Consider the following 18,726-nt stretch of genomic DNA (forward strand, 5'->3'; position numbering starts at 1 on the left):
TTATTAAATACAATTATACGTTTGTGATACTCCAGTTATCTGTCCAGTTACTGGGTTTACATCATAAATAACATTACCGCCTGGTAATCCTGCAAATCTTATCCATCTAATTCCATTACTATTAAACCCAGAAGCACCTCCGCTATCGAAAGACGACAAATAACCTGGCGTTGCAGGAGTAACACCGTCCATTAAAAATATAAATGGATTTGATGAAGGATGTCCGGATAACTTTACCTCTTTAGTCCATTGATTTCCGGTATAACAAATACTACTACCTATAACATTGGGGTCTATTGGGCTGGAATATCCGGCTGGGATTGCTTGCACTGGATTATATTCAATGTAATTACAGGTATCTAACGCATTTATATATCCATCAATAACATTTCCATTTAGTCTTACTATTGGAGTTCCTATAAATGCGCAAAAATCAACCGTTGGATTTTGAATATCCCCTACAAGCTCCGAAAAAGCCTTATAAACACCATATTGAGGTGATCCTTGTATGGGCTCTTTGCATCCGAAATACTCTATCTCAAGCAAATCTGTTGGCTGGAAAGTAAATACATTTATGTAATGAAACTTACACTCAGGCGTATTAAAAGAATAGACGTATTGCCTTAATACATTAGTATATGTTTTATTATTATAAATATCCGTTATTTCTACTCTTAAATAATACCAACCGGGTGTATTTATTTGGGTAAAAAATATAGTATTCGGAGTCGGATTAGTATTTCCGTCAATCCAATTTATTCCATCTGTACTATATTGAGATTTTGCAGTATTAAAAACAGACGATCCACTTGTTATTTTATAGATAGCAAGATTACTACTTGCAGTAACACTTCTCAATATTTTTGTTCCATCGGGCCATGTAAGATCACTTTCGATTTCAATGTCTGCTAATTCCAGAACATTAGGCAAATTCGGATCTGTAATATCATTTGATATTTGCAATGAGTTTTCAAAAACATCAGCGAAAATTTTAATTGTTAAAACATCACCTGGCACAAAGCTATTGGTTGGAATAAAACTGGTATTAATAATTGATGATGGGAATAATACAGAACTAGTCAAGCTACTTTCTAAAATTCCATTCCTAAATAATTGACCAATATTTACAACCCCATCTTTAACCTTAACAGCATGATTGAATTCAAATCTGAATCGAATACCTATAGATGTTAAAGTATTAAAGTCAATAATTTGGTTATTTTCGTCAATAGGTACAAAACTAGGATTGACAACAGAATCTATATTGTAATATATTTTTTTTACGAATGGTTTTGTGTTGTCAAAAATATTCGTCGAATCTAATGTGATATTATTTCCGTCATTATCTAGAACATTTACAACCTTCAATACTCCGGTTGCATTTTTATCAGTCCTTTCAATTTTCTCACTTAATGATTTTTGTATTCCATCTATAAAAAATAGATTATTCCTTCCAGCATTCTCTATAAAATTCAATATATTATTGTCGCAATCAGATGCTATTTCATAAGTTGTCACAAAATCAGAATAAGATTCTTTTACTTTTTTTGAAGAAACGCCACCTATACGATTATGTTCTAATTCTAATTCAACAGATGTTTCTCCTAAACAATAAGCCGGAATAGTAGTATGAAACCAACAATTTTCATCATCAAAAGGGAATCGGTTAATACTATATGAATGCCTGGACGACAGAGTAATATATTTTCTTCCTAAGCCATCGCTGCTATCAACAAATTTAACCTCATTACTTACAAGTATTTCGTTGCCTGTATCCTTAATCACTAGTCTACCGCATAAAAACTCATCACATTTAAAAGTAATACAGCTTATTTTTTCATTATATAAATCAAAAATAGCTGACAATGGATAGTCGTTGTTTCCAGACCTTAAATAAAGCTTTAGTCCTATTGTTGAGATTGCATTACCCCAATTACTAGGAATAGGGAAGCGATGAATAGCGTTTATCTCCAATTGGTAAGCATTTAAGAAATGAATATCTGCTCTTTTACCCCAAAAAACAGTATTTTCGGGATTATTCATATCAGTAAGGTAGCTTTCATTTGGGTAAAACCTTACAGGTGATAAATAAGGAAACATTTGCATGAAACAAAAATATTTTACAAATGTTTAACTGTTTATCCTGAAAACAAATAAAACTAAAGCTTATTTTTTATATTATTAGTAATCAGAAATGTAGTAATATACTACTCAAAAAAAACGAGCAAATAGGCATTAATACTATTAATTTAGTCTTTATACAAATTAATAAAACATATGGCATGGTATATATTTTTATTCTTTAATTTGTGATTGACAAAAGCAGTCAGAAGTAGTATTTTGTTTTTTTTTCACATTTACCATTAAAGTATTTTTTGTATAATTTATAATGTATGCCATTTACTATTAGTTAAACAAATTTTTCCCCTCATGCATATATTATAAATTGCTTTCTTCAAATACTTTCCGGACTGTCTAGTTTTAATTAGCAGTCCGTTTTTATTTTATAATGTAATAGATTCGGGATATGTTGCATACCAAGGAATATATATCGGAGGATTAATTTCTATAACTTCACCAGATGAAGAATATATTTTTACCTGGCAGAATAAACTATCTGCTCCATTCCAATCCCTAGAACCAATATATTTAGAAGGGTCCATGAATGCGTAAACCCATTGATGGTTAATTGTTACTGAAGAGCTCGGAGTAATGTCTAAAGTCTCGGTTATATCTGACCATATATTTTCACCAATAGCATGGAATTTTCCCCTTACCTCTATTTTTGTAATGAAAGATCCATCATATGTTGTTATTTGAAGGTCTTTTATTTTCGTCTGACCTATTCCATGACTACCACTATCTCTCTTGTATATAGTCTGTGTGGTAGCACCTGGGTTCAAAACATTTATACTGGAACCGTTGCTATCACCAGTATACTTAAGTATATTAGATTCTAAAGTATTACCTTCCGAGTCGGTTAAAACAGCTTTATAACTATGAATCTTATTGGTTACTGAATCGCTGAAAGTATTATTGATAGTATTGCTTGTAAACAATAACCAATCACCGTCATTAATTTTTTTATAAATTTCTACACTTACAACATTACTTTTCAAATCTGAAACCTGCACAAAAATATTATATGTACATTGATTTTGTAAACAGAATTTATCATCAGTACCCCCGTAAAGATCATTCCATCTTAACCTAATATAAGGTACTTGGCTCTGAATATTACTTTTTATCTTTCCGGCAATTTCTAATTCATTATCCTTGTTATAGTACTTTATACTGCCGTTTCCGAATGGATAAATCTTTATAATTTCATCATGAAGTTTTACAGAGACATAGCCCCTGGATGTTTCACGATTGAAAGAACCTGACTCTAATTTCCCATACCTCCAATTATTCATGAAACTCATATACTCATAGAATGTTACTCCGCTTAATCTAACTGTCTGCATGCCATTGGTAAAGAAAGAATTTCTTTGAGATCTCATTGCTCCTAAAGTTACATTATCCTCAAGGGTTATTTCTCCACGAATGCCAAATCCGTACAATTCAGGTTTTGTTTCAATTTTCACCTTTCCATTATTTTTATACTTCAATGTCTTCAAAAGCTCGGTATCTTTTTTCTTTTCAAGCATTCCGGAAAAGAAAGGATACCATCTTGCAAGTTGATATTTTGGATTATGAAGTAAATTTGAGCTAGTATTTGGATTTAAAACATTTATAGCTGTTATAAATCCCTCATCAGCCAATCCTACACGACTTTTTATTACTGAAGAAGTAAATCTGTATTCAATTTCTGCAAAACCTTCACCTGTCTCAATATTATTGGTTTTATTAAGTTTTATTTTAGTAGGGGTAATTTCTAAAATTTTATAAGTGCCCTGGTTTAGGCTACTGTTTATAATAGATAAGTTTTGATTCGGTACAATTGGTATTGTATCCCATCCCTGCTCATATTGCTGAATCCATAAGAAACCACCACTATTAAAATGCTTTAGCTTTTTAAATGTTCCACGATCAGTAAATCCTTCTTTTTCAATGCAATCTATCAATATAGTGTCATCATCGTTATTATTTGTTGATGATGAATTATCCAATATTAGTTCTTGGATCTTTTTTTCATCAATAATTAGTTCACTCTGAAGATCTAAAGTTTTTCCCTTTGATACAATAGGCGTCTGAACCTCCGTATAAGTATTGAAATTTTTTATATCATCTTGCCTTTGTGTTGAGTACTTCTTACTTCCTGTTTTTATGCTATTGTAGCAAAGGTCATTATCATTAGAAAAAAATGTCTCTTCCTCTATAAAATCCTTATCCGTAAAGTCGTAACTTTCTACATCTTTAAACCAATATTGTAAGTCTTCAACAACAATTTTACCATTGTACACATCATATCCAAGACCTAATAATTTTGAAGCGCCTTTTTCAAACAATGTCTCAAAACTTACCTCTAATTTCTTTTGCCCTAAAAAATGATTGAATACCTTACCTCTTAAAAACTGGCCGGTAGTGATATATTGATGATTGAAAATACCAGTTGACAAAACATTACTTTCTATCCTGATTCCATTGTCGGTAATATTTTCACTTACCTTATCTATAGCGTCTTTTAAATTTACCCATTCAACCCTACGTGATGGAGGTGCGGCATTGATACTTGCTTTAATGGAAAATGAAGTATTTTTAATGAAAAAAGTACATTCCTGATCAAAAATATAATCACTATCATTTTTTATCATGATACGAATGTGCTCATCTCTATTTAATGTAGTCAAAATATTTGGAAAATTAGCTTTAGTTAGTATTAGTTCGCTATTTTCTGCATTTCCTGTGGCATTCGGATGTTTTGAAATATCCAATTCAGCCCAATTAAATCCATTTTCATTATTAACTTCACTAGACATTATAACCTCTTCTGATAGCATTTGATAATTATTCCTATTATTACCTATTCCCTTAATAAGATACATGGTAAAAGGCTTTGCACTGTTATCCTCTATTCTTCTCGATCTGAATATAAGATTTGATATGGTTATAGTAATATCATTATAATCACCATCAGCATACAGCATAGTTCCCCATTCTTCATCTAATACCATATCGTTATTTTTATAAGGTATAATCGATTTTACTTTACTTCCAAAATGCTCATAATATGCGCCTAACTGACTGTCATCACTTCTGCGCATTCTGGGGAAATATGGGTTTGTAGGAAAAAATAACGGACCATAATTATTTTCATAATAAAGCAGATCGTCTTTATCATAAAAACCGTCATAAAACCAGAAGCTTTCCAATGTCCTATCACTTTCTTTATATATACCTTCAGTTGGCTCTATAGGAGAAATATCTTTATTATCAATATTTTTAGTGGCAAATAAATCTATAGGCTTGTCTTTTCTTGCATAGAACTTGTTTTGACTCTCCCTTTTCTTTACCTCAAACTCAATATATTTACCGCTTTTACCATATCGCTGAACATACTTATTAAAGTTGATCTCATAATCTTCATTTAACAAGTCTAAAGCGTCACATCTCTGAAATCTATTTCAGTAGATTCAATATTTGCAGATTCTCTCTGCCAAGAGTTCGTAGCAATATATTTCAATTGAACCCCCAGTCCCGAACCTGCCATATCAGCTCCGGTTCTAACTTTGTAGAGCTTTTCAAGGAATGAAGCTTCATAAAGCCCATAAGCCCCATTTTTCTTCCTCTTTACGATAACAGTTCCATCTTCCATCACAAGGCCAACTCCATATCCTTTAAGATCATATAGTTTTGCGATTTCATTCTGAAAACATACACCCTGATTCCACATAAGATTCCAGCCTTTGATTCCTCCTCCTACGAAGATGTCTTCCTGGAATGTATTAGAAGCATATTGCGGATCTTTGTCAGCATCTTCGATACTATCGTGATTTGGAAAGAACATAAGCTTTCCGGCTTTGATATAATCGGATATTTGTTGTAGAGTTGTTGATTTTGAAAACTCAACATCCATTGTACCAATAAAAAAGTTCACTACCTTTTTATTGCCACAAAACAAACCACCTAACGACACTTTTTTAAGTGTCACATCACATGAATTTTCTATAAATGACATATTAATTACAATTTTTTAATTCGTTAATTTTTTCCTGATCAATACACCCTGTATTGAATTCAATTTTCATCTGAAAGTATAATACATCAAGCAGATAAACATATTTACTATTGGTTCCGGATTCGTTATTTTCACGCATATTATCAGATATATTCTGATTATATAAATAGCGACCAATTTCATTAAGGCTTACTGCGGAATTCTGCCTTAAGTATTCTACAAAACTATTAGCAATTTCAGCCAGCTTTACTTCTGTAGTTTTTGCTCTTGTAATATTTGACACATTATTTATTGTGTCAACTCCGAAAAACATCTCAATATCACCGCTAATAATACCATTAGACTTCATATCAATTCCTTTAGGATAATGAAACCATAGTATTGGATATACTCTTCCGGTTTTGTTGGCTACTTTATTTCCTGATTCATCATACTCCCATCCAGTTTTAAAGGCATTTTCCTCTTTCCTTTTGCGGATAATATGTTGGTTGAACTCCTTTTCATCACCTCCGTAACCATAATTTAAAACTGTTCCCGGAAATACTCCAGATGGATCAAAGTCTTTAATCAAAGCAAGTGTATATAGGTTATATGGTAAAAATTGGCTTAACATTATATGCTCCAGTAGTTTTTCGTTATATCTTTACAGGTGAGATCTTTATTTGGGGACCAATTTGGAAATAAGTCTGAATGATCACGCAAAAAGGTGAACAATGAAACTTTGCTTTGCTGTGAGCAATGCTTTGTTTTTGTTACAAAACTATTCCATGCCATGTGCTCCTTTACAATACTGCTGCTAGGAAGCGTATTCTTTGCCTTCACAATAGTTTCTCCGGTTATAGTTGTGCTGCTTCTCAATTCAATGAGGAAGAAATAATACACGTAGTCAATGATCAAAGAAGTATAGAAACCTCTTCCATTAGGATATTTGTAATCTCTGTAAATATTTTCCACCAGAAGACCTTCCCAATGTTTGTCACAATTACCGCCATTACATCCACAATTACAACCTCCGAAATTTAACCCTATAGTATTAGGCAAATTATTATTATATTGGTATTTATGCCCATAAACAAGATATTTCCACCTGTCATCTGCATTATCTTTCACTTTAAACCTTTCCTCGATTGCATCAAACTCCATATTTGCTTTTAAATCATCATACAGGCATTCACCCAATACGTTAGATAGGCATTCGGATTCTTTCTCTATCAATAACTGATAAAAATCGTCTCTTTGACAAAGCCCTGCTATATCAGGAACTTGTCTGCTGTACAAATTAAAGTCTGATGCTACGAGTAAGTTTGCCATCGTTATTTTTTAATTTCGGTTGCTTTCTTTCTCATTTCTGAGTACGGATCATCTTCCGAACCTTTTACAAATTTTCCAGGATATTTGGCAGATAAAGATTCGAATAAGAATTCTCCCATGGTGTAAGCTTTACCTGTTACATAATCCCCTACATTTTCGGTCACTGTTACAGAAATTTTCTTAGTGGCATTGAAAGTTTTTTCTTCCTGTCCTGCTTTTTCAGTAAGTTCCTGAACGGCTAATTTTTCAACTGTTTCTGGTGATTTTTTTTCTGCCATTTTATTAATATTAAAGGGTTAATGATGCTTTTACGTTAGTGAACGTATCTTCTACGATAGTTAACGCTCTGTTTTCCGGTAGATAAGCTATGAAGTACATTACAAGCTCGGATGTCCAGATATTTCTATCAATACCTGCGTTAGCTTCAGGCGTGTTGCCTAATGCGTCATAATAATCCAACTCACCGTTAATACCTACTCTTAATTCAGAGAAGTCACCTAACTGGAATGTATCATACGTTAGTGATTCGTCAAGTTCATACTGGATTTTGAAACCAGCGAAATTCAAATAAGAAGATCCATTCTCTGTAGTCACCATTGCAATGGAATTACCATTCTGGTGGTTATAGTTTCCGGTAGTATCTTTATTTGTTACAAGATCAAACCAAGTAACCTCATTGAATCGGATAAGCTTTGGCATCACGCCATTGAGTCTTTTGTATGAAGCAATTGATGCAGCAATACAGTCGTACTTATTAGCATTCGCAATAGGCGTTAGATTAGGTACTGGTGTATAAGGTACTGCAACCTCCGTGATTTTCTTTAGAACTTCTTTTGGAAGATTCTCATCAAGTAATCTGGCAATCTTTTGGCGGATTCTGTTTGCAATAGCCGGGAACCATTTTCTTAAGAAGGTTGTAGTTCTCCAAAGAATTGCAACATGGCTAATGTCTTCAGTCTGTACCGACCCGCTGTATCTAGCGTATGGTTTTAATTCACATTCCTTTAAAACCTTGAAATCTGCAACTACGTTATCATTCCACATTTTAACCTGCACGCCTCTTAGGTCTTCTAATGTCACATGGTCCATAATCATAGATACAGGCCTTGGCTTTTCAAAGTAACCAACAAAATAAGCGAAAAGAGACTTAAATCCTTCGCCTAAAGACGTTGAACCGTTTGTTGGATATGTAGCAGCATCTACGTCGTTTACGGTTAAAGTGTCTAAACTATCAAATGCTTTAATTACAACCCCTGGTCTTCCACCTTTCAATACTTTGAATTCAGCTTCTTTGTATCCTTTTTCCTCTTCATCACCAAGATTCAAACCTTTATATCCATGATCTTTGAAAACCTCTGCAACTTTTCCGATGAATCCCTTTAATGTTCCTTTAGCTGGAGCATTAGACAAAGACTGTTGCACTAAAGCTTTTAGATTTTCCTCAGCCTTGTCTACCAATTCTTTGATGGTAGCAGCGTCTTTTTCCTCTGCTTCGTCAAGTTTAGTTTTTAATGTTTCAAGATCCTCCTCCTGCTTTTCTATTTTAGCGGTCATAGCGGTCTCGTGCGCTGTCTTTTCTTTAAGATATGCCGTTTGCTCTTCTGGTGTCATTTTCTCCACCTCTTCGGCACTCTTGTAAACAAACTTTTTCATTTTTAAATGAGTTTAAATTAATAATCTGTTAATACGCTGAGTGCTGTTAGGCGGCTCCTCTTCTGTTTTATGTTTTGGAGTGGGTTCCCCCGGCTCACTTTTTTCGTTTGGCACTGTCATAGTGACAATATTACTAGCTCGTAGAACCGGACTTAGATGATCCAGTTTAGCTTCAGATATAGCGAAGAATAATCCGTCTTCTTCAGCCTGATCTTGATTACCGAGTTTATTAATATATTTATCCCAAGTCGTATTATAATCCGCGAAGTCCGGATCATCTGATTTCATGGCTATTTGATACTTTTGATAAATCATTCCTACGCTGTATTGATCTACCTTATTTTCAAGAACCATATCATAAAGCTTGCTATGATCTTTTTGACGATATACAGCATCAGCCCATAATACCCTTGTTTTGCCTTCTTTGTTAACTCCCAGGTCTCGCCAGTATACATCCTTTTCTTTTACCGATTCCAAGTATCCAGCAATGGCGCTGAATGTTTTTTCATGATCTGCGATAAAAAAAGTTTTGGAAAAATCTCCGTTTTTATCTGAAATAGACTTTTTAAAAGTGTTGCCAACGTGTACATCTTGATGGCTGTCATACCAATAGTAAGTATTACCGATTACACCTCTTTTAATTATTCCATTTTCAAGATCGTCGGTATTACGAGTAATCAAAGCTTTTTCAATTCCGAAATCTTCACCAGAGAATTTTTTAAAACGCTCTTCGATCTGAAGTAATGAAAAGTCCTTGTATTTATTTTCAATGGTATTGGTAAACTTAACAGGCATTTCAGTTCTTCTGGCTTTCAGTATTTCAGCCTCGACAGCTTCACGGCTACCACTCTTTAAGATAAACTCTTGAAGATCTTTTTTATCCCGGATAATTCCCTCTTTTAAAACGATTTGCCTTTTCATTTTCTCACTACATTTTTATCGTTAATAGCCTTGTCTTTTTTATCTTTGGCTGTTTTTGCTATTTTATTCAGGTAAGTAGACTTTTCCTCTTTACTCATTACCTTCATTGCATTATGATCTACCTTAATACTCATATCTATTATTTTTGATCATTTTCCCAATCCTTGTAAATTCCATTCTGAATATTATTGAACTGGCTTTGTGAAATCTCACCATTAGCGAGCATTGTTCTCAATTCAAGCAGCTGCATAGACTGATACTCCAATTCAATTTTTTTCTTCTCTATTTCGCTCTTTTCATCATCATGCTTCTGCTTTTTATAGAAGCTCATTTGTGAAAAATCGAATTTAACTTTCTTTCTTTGTTTGTCGTATCCGTAAAAAGACTCGAATGACCTGGCTATATTTGCAGACAAAGGAACTATTACTGAGTCATACCATTCTTTTATCTCATTGGAATAGTTATCATATTTTGCCTGTGAGCGATAAGCGTGTGGGATCTGGAATAAATCAAATATCTTTTCTTCGCTCTCCCTTTTGTCTTTGCTTAAATCTTGTTCGTTTATCGACTGCATAAGATTCACGGCATCAAGCCCAACCTCTGAGACAAGAATATTCCTAACGTTTGAGTTAAGCTTATCTTCGATAACATCTTTATGTGTCACATGTCCATTTACGGAGTTGATTGGATCTGTAAGGTTTTTTCCTGAAAAGCCATTAGCGTTATTCTCCGGACGCTTAGGACTCACAATAATGTTCCCGAAAAGAGACTGAAACCATTTAATAATATCATCAGCTCTCTGGATGTGCTCTATATCCTTTGCGACCGCCCAAAGTCGGCTTTTGCCTTTAATAGGGTTTTCAGGATCAGAATTGTCGTAAAAAGGAATTAAGAATTTATACTCTGTGGATCCATTGAATAAAGCAGTCGAGTAATGAACCTTAGCGACCTTATTGCCCTTTAAAACTTCATTAGAGAAATCAGTACTTACATCGTCAGGATTAAGTAACCAAAATTCAGTTTTATCATTAAGGTATTTTGCTGCAATGGTTCTATAAGTTTTTTCCTGAGAACTAAATCCATATGAATCTGTAATAGTCTGTTTGGCTATTTCCTGAGGTAGAACAAAACAATAGCCACCAGCATAATAAAAGCGGGCAAACTGTTTATAAAACTCTTCTCTTGTCTGGAATTCATTTGGATTATTTAAAATACTGGATAGAGGATCGTTGTCTAATTTTTTACCATTAGAGTCCTCAACATAGATTACTCCCGAATTTAAAGCCTGACCTATTCTGTCTACAGCTATGTTAATAGCGGTTATTTTGTAAGAAAGCTCTATAGCATTATTTTCTTTTAATGGAGTAACATGAGTAGAACCACTAAACCGCTCATAGGCATTTAAAAGATAATCCCTGGCAGAAAAGCGGTCATTGATCACGGTAGTATTATTCTCTACTCCCTTGATCGTTTTAAACCAATTGCCATTAAAAAATTCAGTAAACCTATTTGCCATATGCATCTACTACATAGCAAAAGTATTTCTGTTTTTTTCAACTGTTTATCCTGAAAAATAAAAACAGTGATAAATAATTGCTGAATAAAATACAATTATATAAATTTGCTTCTTAATGTTGTAGGGATCTATGAAGTCAAGGCAATTACACCGTATGGTAAAGAAAAGCGGGTGGCTTCACATTAGAACTGATGGAAGCCATTACATTTATGAGAAGAACGGCAAAACTTACCCTGTTCCATTTCATGGTTCAAAGGAAGTAGGTAAGGGTCTTGAAAAAAAGATCATCAAGGAGATGGGGCTTTAATTAGCCCCTTGTTTTAAAACTTGATTAATAAATAATCAAAATTTGTACTTATGTGTACTATAAAAGTTATAATTGAAAAAACCCCGGATTGGTATAATTCTTATGCGGAAAATGTAGAGGGTTTATATGGAGGTGGGAAAACTGTAGAGGAAGCTAAAAGCTCTATTATAAAGTCCATCAAATTACTTAAAAAATATAACGATAATGAAAATGTGCCCAATATCTTAAAAGGCAAATATGAAATAGTATTTTACCTTGATAATGATATAATAAACTAAAAATCAATTGTCCGCATAGATTTAACTACATTATTAAATTAGCCACTCTTTACAGGGTGGCTTTATTATATAAAAATCCCCAGCAATTTGCCGGGGTAAGTAATTTTAATATTTTAAACTATACTATTTCATGCCGCTTTCAATATCCATTTTTTTGATGTATTTATAAATATCTGTGCCTGGCTTGAATGTTATAACTATAGAGTCCTCATCTTCGTACACATCGACATTTTTCTTGCTGATCTCCATTTCTATATCCCAACCTAAAAACTGGCCATCTTTATCGTACTTTTGGCTTGTGTGTTCATAATAACAATGTTCATTGTCTTCAGTTAAAAATAGTGTTGATTTTGTGCTCATATTATTTTTTTATCTATTTAATTACTCGTCACTCTTTTGGTAAGCCAAAATTTATGGGTTTTATCAAGAAAAACAACATAAAATGTATCATAAACTATATGTCCAATAACAACAGCGGCACCGTTTATATGTATCCTTGCCCATTGAGCATCAGGAGGTACGTGCGCAGGAAAATTAAACATAGTTTTATCTTTACTTGGAAAATTACCATAAACAGAAAATTTACTTCCGTCGACTTGCTCTAATAATGGCTTACAACAGTAACCAGATAAGGTTTCTAATAATTTAGATAATAAACCTACACTTTGCCAATCTTTATATGTAGAGCCAAACTTTTGAGAAGTGTCCAGGAATTGAAAAGAAACTTTAAAATTACTTGATGTATCACGAACAGATTTTTTTGTTTCTAAAGTTTCTTTAATAATAGATGTAGGCTTTTTTTTAGAAAAAGATTTAGCCATTTAACTCAGCTTTATAAAACTGTTTCATAGACTCTTTTTTAATAAAAACATCACATTTTTCACCTGGAGAGAAACCTACTCTTGCTTCAATCCATGGGAACTCCCTGTGTGTAGCATTTTCTAAGTCTAAACCAGTCCAAGTTGATAGCTCGTCTAGTACATTTTTTAAAATATCTTTTTGGTCAGTAGTCAATGCTTGTTCTACTATATTTTCAGGGTTATAAGTGCTTTTATCAAAAGTTTTATTAATGTCAGAATATAATATAGATTTATCCTTAAGATCATTATAAATATCTCTACATACAGGGCCGTGTACCCAAGCTTCAAAATTTTCATTAATTAATTCTTCATCAAAGTAAGCTAAGTGGTATGCATCGCAATAGTATACTAATTTTTGCAATTTAAGATGTGACATACAGCCATATTTTTGAAGAATAAAATCCGCTAATAGGGTAGCTTTTATTTTTCCTAAATTCTTGATATTTTCCATTGTGATTTTTTAGATTTTACTATTACGAATTAGTATTTATTTTAAAATACATTTTACACACAATTAATATATTACAAAAGTACATAAACTTTTTTACAAAGAAATATTTTTAATTATTTGTGTGTTAATTATAAAACAAATATATATCACCGCAACGACAAAACTCGTCGTATTAAAAATAAAAACGGACTCCTTAAAACAGTGAGTCCGATTTATATTAAAGTTAGTTTATTTTACATTTTTTTAAGATAATAATTAATGTTATAAGGGGTATAAAGCGTTCCATTTCCCCTAATAAGCTTATAGTCATATTTGCTTTTATCTGATTTTGTATTTCTATATAAACGCAATCCACTAGGCCACCCATATTGCCAAATGTAGTCATATTTTATACTAATAATACTATCAGGACTTGAAGGCGAGTATTTCCACTGACCATAAGTGCCAGTCATGATATTATCTTTGCATGGATTTAAAGTAGGTTTATTTTCAACAAAAGTCTTATCAGTCTTAAATTCAATAGTCCAATTTGACATACAACCAGACGACACCGTGAAAGTATTATTCGGGTTATTTGCATCGCTTGAAGCATAAACCCTATATTTACCCACAATACCAAATAAATCAGAATTCGTTGTTTGGCTTTGATTATTGTTATTAATTTTAGGTTCATCATCGCTACTCCCACAAGAGAACGCAACAGCCAAAGGAATAAATAGTAATAAAAGTTTTTTCATTTGAGTTTTAATTCTTCAATTTTATTTTTTGCATCATTAAATGCCGTATCAAGACTTACAACATCATTTATGAATAACGTATTGTCTGAACCGTACTTTTCTAATTTTAAGAACCAGATTTTTTTTGATCTGTCTACATAATACCCAACTTGGAAACCATCAACTGTAATGAATTTATTTTCAATATAATCAGGATTTGCAGTTGTGTCTTTTTCAGATTGCAATTGTAACTCCTTTAAAGCTTTTATGACTTCTAATAAATCACTATATTCTATTGAAGCAGCACTATTTGCATATTTACCATCTTTTACGATTTGATAGAAATATGAAGTATTAGACCCTGACGTTATTTTTCTAATTTTAGTTTCAGCATCTGAATATGATGTTTTTAAAGGCGGAAGCCTAGTATCCGTAAACTTTATAATTGAACCTGTTTTTGAAGTGAATAAGTCCATTTTGGTTTTTAGTTGCACTTCATCTTTTTTGATTTCTTGTGCTTTAAAAGGCAAGCTCGCAGTAATAATTAATACTAATAAAAGTTTTCTCATTTGTAAAATTTCCCGCAAAGAAAAGTAAAATTTCACATACCACATTACGGGTTTCCATAATTTGTAAAAAGACTAAATTAATAGTGCATATACCTAGTTGTTAGGCTACTACTTCTTACCTCTTCCTTATACCCAGCCACTCTTCGGTTTTTGGATCGTAAAAGTGCGCATATTGAGAACCTGGTTCTAATAATTCATGAATATCGCATTGCAGTATTTCTGCGATTTCTTTTAATGTATCTAGTTTGGCAGTTTTTAATTTTTTGTAAAGCGCAACATAGGATATACCTAATTTACTAGATATATCTTCAAGGCTATATCCCTTCAGTTTAGCAACTTCTTTTATTCTTAATATTTCCATAATGCAAATATATATGTTTTCTTTAATTCAATACAAATACTATTAACAAAAACATATATAAAATTTTTACACCTGTAAATCAATAACTTAAATGAAAACATTAAATAAAACGTAAATACTATTTGTTTTATATTAACCTTTTAGTATATATTTGTATCATCAAAAACAAACAAAGATGACAACAATATCATTACAAAGAGCAGAGAAGATAGCAAGAAACATTAACGCAATGGATACTGAGTATCATAGATGTGATGACAGTAGATCTTGGAAGTTCTGGAACAACTTGGAGAAAGTCTTGAAAAGAAAGTTATCCGAGTTATCGAGTGAAGATATTGAAGTGATCAAGCCATTATTAAATCCTACAGAAGCAAAATTTTTTAACCTAATATAATTACAGATATGAAAACGATTTTATCCACCATTATGCGCAACGCTTGGAAATTTTTTAGAACAACCGGAGAAGCTTTTGCGGAATGTTTGAAGAAGGCTTGGAAGCTTTACCACCTTACAGAGAAGATGAAGAAAGGAATTGTGAAGTTTTACTTCCAGAAGGTAGACGGAAGCATAAGGGAAGCATGGGGAACACTTAAGGCTGATCTTATCCCGGCCAGTGAATCATCAGACAGCAACCGTAAGCAAAATGATACCGTTCAGGTTTACTATGACACCGAGGTACAGGCGTTCCGTTCATTTAAGAAATTAAACTTGGTATAAATATGAAAAGAGCAATACATAAAATTTTAAAATTCAGGAGGTCTGTATCTTTTATTTTCACAGAAGCAACGATAACGGAAACATGGATTTTGTTCGGGACATTTAAATTTTCAACAATAAAAAATAAATATATCATGACAGAATTAGTATTTAAAAATGATGGCAACATAGTAACGAACTCGCTGTTGGTTGCCGATAGGTTTGAAAAGGAACATAAGAACGTGTTAAGAGATATTGAAAATCTCGTGGCTCAAAATTCAGCCGCCAAATCTTTCTTCCAAGAAAGCTATTATGAAAACAGAGGTAAGCAATATCCCATGTTCATAATGAACCGGGACGGCTTTAGTTTGCTTGTTATGGGTTTCACTGGTAAAAAGGCGTTGGATTTCAAATTGGAGTATATAGAAGCTTTTAACAAGATGGAGAAGAGTTTACTGCAGCAGTCGCAATACCATGTTCCCGGATCTTTTGCCGAAGCTTTGAAACTAGCATACCAACAGGCAGAGCAGATAGAACTACAATCTAATGAGCTTAAGAAACAAGCTCCGAAGGTTCAGTACTTTGATAACGTATTGCAGAGCGAGAGTACGTACAATACTAACCAGATAGCAAAGGAATTGGGCATGAGTGCCGTTACATTAAACCGTATGCTATGTGACATGCACGTACAGTACAAGCAGAATGGAACTTGGCTATTATACAGCAAACATCAGAACAAAGGATATACTAAAACCAAAACCCATTCTTACACTGATACTTCCGGGAGCACAAAAACGTCAATGCAAACCGTCTGGACGGAGAAAGGAAGATTATTTATTCATGACATAATTAAAGACAACGAGAAAATAGCTTAATTAAACCAACATTTTAAAAATAAAAGATATGAGCACAACAAACATACCATCGCTAACCGCAAAAGAACAGGGAATCATTAATATTATTTCAGATAGCATATTATATAATAGGATATATGATGGCATGCGTGTTATTCTTAACGCCTTTAATCCTCTCCAGTCTGATCCGTGTGACATTGAGATCAACTACAAGGGTGTTGAAAACGCTTTAATGATTATGGATATAGAAGATGAAGACTTAAAAGAAAATCTAGAGCTTTTATATGAAAAAAATATATTCAGCAGAACTCTCGAAAACGCCTACCAGCTAGCCCTTTCCATATACTTTGAATGGCTAAAGTATATCAAGGATTTCTATATAACTAAAAAAACAGCATAACAACCTTTTTGGTTGTTTATATCAACAATGTTTGTATATTTGTAGTGTCGACTACATACAGCTAAATAGAAATATTTAACTTCATCATATAAGCCACTTTAAGGGTTACACTTTTTCAGTATGTGTGTCGACAACCCCTTATTGTGGCTTTTTTAATTGAAATAATTTTAAACAATACATAAATGAACGAACTGATTAAAATCACGGAACACAACGGTAACAAAGCCGTTTCCGCAAGAGAATTACACAGCTACTTAGAAAGTAAGCAGGATTTTTCAAACTGGATTAAAAACAGGATTAATAAGTATGGATTTATTGAAAATCAAGACTTTCAGCGTTTCGATAAAATTATTGAAACGGGTGGACGATTGATAGAATACGCTTTAACAATCGACTGTGCTAAAGAGTTGTCAATGGTTGAGGGCAATGAAAAAGGTAAGGAGGCTAGGAAATATTTTATTGATGTGGAAAAAGCGCACAACAATAATTTAGCTACTTTTTATAATGATCCATTCATTCAATTAAGAATGAGTCAAATTCAGCAGCAACAGCAAATCCAGGCTTTGGAATCAAAAGTCAATATGATCGAGGCTAAAACGACCACCAGACCAGATTATTTTTCCGTTATGGGTTATGCAATTATGAATAAGGTTACAGTTGGGTTAAGAATGGCAGCAAGTATAGGAAAAAAAGCTTCAAGCATATGTAAGAAGAATGGTTTTCCGACAGATGAAGTTCCTGATCCAAGGTTTGGTAGAGTCAAATTATACCCAAGTAGTGTTCTTGATAAGATATTTAGCGAAACTATATTCTCATAAAAATATTTATAACTTACAACCCGCTCATATAGAGTGGTTTTTTTTGTTTTTATAAACGAAAAAGCCTTCGTTGAATGAAGGCTAAAACACAATTATAGAGAAGTATAGTTATAATACTTCACTGCAAATATATAAATTTAAATTTTCAGAATACATTTTTTATACTTCAAATACATTTTTACCATTGTCAACGGCTTACCAAGGCCGTTTTTAAGTTTGTCGCATACCTCAGGATATACCAAAAATCCTTTCTTGTTCATCTTAAAAATAGAAAGATACAACCCATCCTCCCGCAATTCAAATTCGTGGTTTTTAATCAGATCTTTCATGAATCCATCCACCTTTTCATTAGATTTTAAGGAGGCATATTTACACACCCAACTTTTAACTTTTTCAATAATACTATTCATTCTTTTTTGCCTTTTCTGTTAATAATCGTAATGTCTCTAATTCTTCATCAGTTAGTTTTGAGTAGTCTAATGTAGAAGGCTTTTCCTCTGGCTCATTATCTTGCTTATCTCTCCAGGCTTTTGATTTTCTATTCTTCAACCAAAATATAGCGCTTGTTGGGTCCGGTGGATACACCTTTCTAATAGCAACTCTTTTAATGTCACCTTCAATAACTTTTATTTCTTCTGAGTCATGTTCGAACCCTAAGGCCCTCTGATATAGTCGGTCTGCTACATTTGCATCTGCATATTCCTTGCCTTCTTTTATGGACTCAAAAAAGTTAGGGTACTCTAACTTCCAATTGTTAATAGTCGTTTCGGTCACTTCAAAAAAATCAGCAATGTCTTTATCCGTTGAACCGAGCAGGCAAAGTTTACGAACCTGTTCATTATATTCTTCTTTATACTTTGTGGGCGCTCCGTCTTTTATTTTCACCTTCTTCAT

Annotated in this window: 25 protein-coding genes; 7 read left to right on the plus strand and 18 right to left on the minus strand. The window is 33.0% G+C overall.

Annotated features, from left to right (window positions below):
• Positions 1-3: 3 nt before the first annotated feature.
• The 10 genes from CLU97_RS16585 to CLU97_RS16625 form a co-directional block, all read right to left on the minus strand.
• A complete protein-coding gene (locus CLU97_RS16585; RefSeq protein WP_121488914.1) occupies positions 4-2,106 on the minus strand; it encodes a hypothetical protein in 2,103 nt (700 codons plus the stop codon).
• Between the two features lie 398 nt (positions 2,107-2,504).
• Complete coding sequence (locus CLU97_RS16590; RefSeq protein ID WP_121488915.1) at positions 2,505-5,537, minus strand: hypothetical protein; 3,033 nt, start codon at positions 5,535-5,537, stop codon at positions 2,505-2,507.
• A gap of 2 nt (positions 5,538-5,539) precedes the next feature.
• Positions 5,540-6,121: a hypothetical protein gene (locus CLU97_RS16595; RefSeq protein WP_147436502.1), complete on the minus strand. Its 582-nt coding sequence runs from the start codon at positions 6,119-6,121 to the stop codon at positions 5,540-5,542.
• A 1-nt stretch (position 6,122) separates the two neighbouring features.
• Positions 6,123-6,734 (minus strand): hypothetical protein, encoded by a 612-nt coding sequence (locus CLU97_RS16600; RefSeq protein ID WP_147436503.1) that lies wholly within the window; start codon positions 6,732-6,734, stop codon positions 6,123-6,125.
• Positions 6,734-7,432, minus strand: a complete 699-nt coding sequence (locus CLU97_RS16605) for a hypothetical protein (protein WP_121488918.1) — start codon at positions 7,430-7,432, stop codon at positions 6,734-6,736. Before CLU97_RS16605 ends, CLU97_RS16600 begins: the two co-directional genes overlap by 1 nt.
• 2 nt (positions 7,433-7,434) lie before the next feature.
• The gene (locus CLU97_RS16610) at positions 7,435-7,710 is read right to left on the minus strand and encodes a hypothetical protein (protein WP_121488919.1); all 276 of its coding nucleotides are present in this window, start codon (positions 7,708-7,710) and stop codon (positions 7,435-7,437) included.
• Positions 7,711-7,720: 10 nt separating this feature from the next.
• Positions 7,721-9,085: a hypothetical protein gene (locus tag CLU97_RS16615; protein ID WP_121488920.1), complete on the minus strand. Its 1,365-nt coding sequence runs from the start codon at positions 9,083-9,085 to the stop codon at positions 7,721-7,723.
• A gap of 12 nt (positions 9,086-9,097) precedes the next feature.
• Positions 9,098-10,006: a hypothetical protein gene (locus CLU97_RS16620; RefSeq protein WP_121488921.1), complete on the minus strand. Its 909-nt coding sequence runs from the start codon at positions 10,004-10,006 to the stop codon at positions 9,098-9,100.
• Positions 10,003-10,140, minus strand: coding sequence for a hypothetical protein (locus CLU97_RS23780; protein ID WP_183084598.1), 138 nt, complete (start codon positions 10,138-10,140; stop codon positions 10,003-10,005). Before CLU97_RS23780 ends, CLU97_RS16620 begins: the two co-directional genes overlap by 4 nt.
• A 5-nt stretch (positions 10,141-10,145) precedes the next feature.
• A complete protein-coding gene (locus tag CLU97_RS16625; protein ID WP_183084599.1) occupies positions 10,146-11,522 on the minus strand; it encodes a phage portal protein in 1,377 nt (458 codons plus the stop codon).
• A 130-nt stretch (positions 11,523-11,652) separates the two neighbouring features.
• On the opposite strand from CLU97_RS16625, the gene CLU97_RS16630 reads away from it, so the two are divergent.
• Both CLU97_RS16630 and CLU97_RS16635 read left to right on the plus strand, forming a co-directional pair.
• Entirely contained in the window at positions 11,653-11,829 is a 177-nt protein-coding gene (locus CLU97_RS16630) for a type II toxin-antitoxin system HicA family toxin (protein WP_121488923.1), read from the plus strand.
• Positions 11,830-11,879: 50 nt separating this feature from the next.
• Positions 11,880-12,107 (plus strand): hypothetical protein, encoded by a 228-nt coding sequence (locus CLU97_RS16635; protein ID WP_121488924.1) that lies wholly within the window; start codon positions 11,880-11,882, stop codon positions 12,105-12,107.
• A 123-nt stretch (positions 12,108-12,230) separates the two neighbouring features.
• Here CLU97_RS16635 and CLU97_RS16640 read toward each other — a convergent pair whose 3' ends face one another.
• The 6 genes from CLU97_RS16640 to CLU97_RS16665 form a co-directional block, all read right to left on the minus strand.
• A complete protein-coding gene (locus CLU97_RS16640) occupies positions 12,231-12,467 on the minus strand; it encodes a hypothetical protein (protein ID WP_121488925.1) in 237 nt (78 codons plus the stop codon).
• A 17-nt stretch (positions 12,468-12,484) separates the two neighbouring features.
• Entirely contained in the window at positions 12,485-12,928 is a 444-nt protein-coding gene (locus CLU97_RS16645; RefSeq protein WP_121488926.1) for a hypothetical protein, read from the minus strand.
• The gene (locus tag CLU97_RS16650) at positions 12,921-13,418 is read right to left on the minus strand and encodes a Panacea domain-containing protein (RefSeq protein WP_121488927.1); all 498 of its coding nucleotides are present in this window, start codon (positions 13,416-13,418) and stop codon (positions 12,921-12,923) included. The genes CLU97_RS16645 and CLU97_RS16650 overlap by 8 nt, the downstream gene beginning before the upstream one ends.
• Before the next feature lie 233 nt (positions 13,419-13,651).
• Positions 13,652-14,155, minus strand: a complete 504-nt coding sequence (locus CLU97_RS16655; protein WP_121488928.1) for a hypothetical protein — start codon at positions 14,153-14,155, stop codon at positions 13,652-13,654.
• Entirely contained in the window at positions 14,152-14,703 is a 552-nt protein-coding gene (locus tag CLU97_RS16660; RefSeq protein ID WP_228437758.1) for a hypothetical protein, read from the minus strand. Before CLU97_RS16660 ends, CLU97_RS16655 begins: the two co-directional genes overlap by 4 nt.
• A 115-nt stretch (positions 14,704-14,818) precedes the next feature.
• The gene (locus CLU97_RS16665; protein WP_121488930.1) at positions 14,819-15,064 is read right to left on the minus strand and encodes a helix-turn-helix domain-containing protein; all 246 of its coding nucleotides are present in this window, start codon (positions 15,062-15,064) and stop codon (positions 14,819-14,821) included.
• 175 nt (positions 15,065-15,239) lie between these two features.
• Here CLU97_RS16665 and CLU97_RS16670 point away from each other — a divergent pair, with 175 nt between their 5' ends.
• From CLU97_RS16670 to CLU97_RS16690, 5 genes are all read left to right on the plus strand, one after another.
• Positions 15,240-15,458 carry a hypothetical protein gene (locus CLU97_RS16670; RefSeq protein WP_121488931.1) on the plus strand — a complete coding sequence of 73 codons (219 nt, stop codon included), beginning with the start codon at positions 15,240-15,242 and terminating at the stop codon, positions 15,456-15,458.
• An 8-nt stretch (positions 15,459-15,466) separates the two neighbouring features.
• A complete protein-coding gene (locus CLU97_RS16675; RefSeq protein WP_121488932.1) occupies positions 15,467-15,781 on the plus strand; it encodes an SH3 beta-barrel fold-containing protein in 315 nt (104 codons plus the stop codon).
• A 134-nt stretch (positions 15,782-15,915) separates the two neighbouring features.
• Positions 15,916-16,635: a phage antirepressor KilAC domain-containing protein gene (locus CLU97_RS24405; protein ID WP_410493400.1), complete on the plus strand. Its 720-nt coding sequence runs from the start codon at positions 15,916-15,918 to the stop codon at positions 16,633-16,635.
• Between the two features lie 28 nt (positions 16,636-16,663).
• Positions 16,664-17,014: a hypothetical protein gene (locus tag CLU97_RS16685; RefSeq protein WP_121488934.1), complete on the plus strand. Its 351-nt coding sequence runs from the start codon at positions 16,664-16,666 to the stop codon at positions 17,012-17,014.
• A 182-nt stretch (positions 17,015-17,196) separates the two neighbouring features.
• Positions 17,197-17,832 carry an antA/AntB antirepressor family protein gene (locus tag CLU97_RS16690; RefSeq protein ID WP_121488935.1) on the plus strand — a complete coding sequence of 212 codons (636 nt, stop codon included), beginning with the start codon at positions 17,197-17,199 and terminating at the stop codon, positions 17,830-17,832.
• Positions 17,833-17,969: 137 nt separating this feature from the next.
• Here CLU97_RS16690 and CLU97_RS16695 read toward each other — a convergent pair whose 3' ends face one another.
• Positions 17,970-18,242, minus strand: a complete 273-nt coding sequence (locus CLU97_RS16695) for a hypothetical protein (RefSeq protein WP_121488936.1) — start codon at positions 18,240-18,242, stop codon at positions 17,970-17,972.
• Entirely contained in the window at positions 18,235-18,726 is a 492-nt protein-coding gene (locus CLU97_RS16700) for a terminase (RefSeq protein ID WP_121488937.1), read from the minus strand. Before CLU97_RS16700 ends, CLU97_RS16695 begins: the two co-directional genes overlap by 8 nt.

It is taken from the genome of Chryseobacterium sp. 7 (assembly GCF_003663845.1).
In the GTDB taxonomy this organism is placed as follows: domain Bacteria; phylum Bacteroidota; class Bacteroidia; order Flavobacteriales; family Weeksellaceae; genus Chryseobacterium.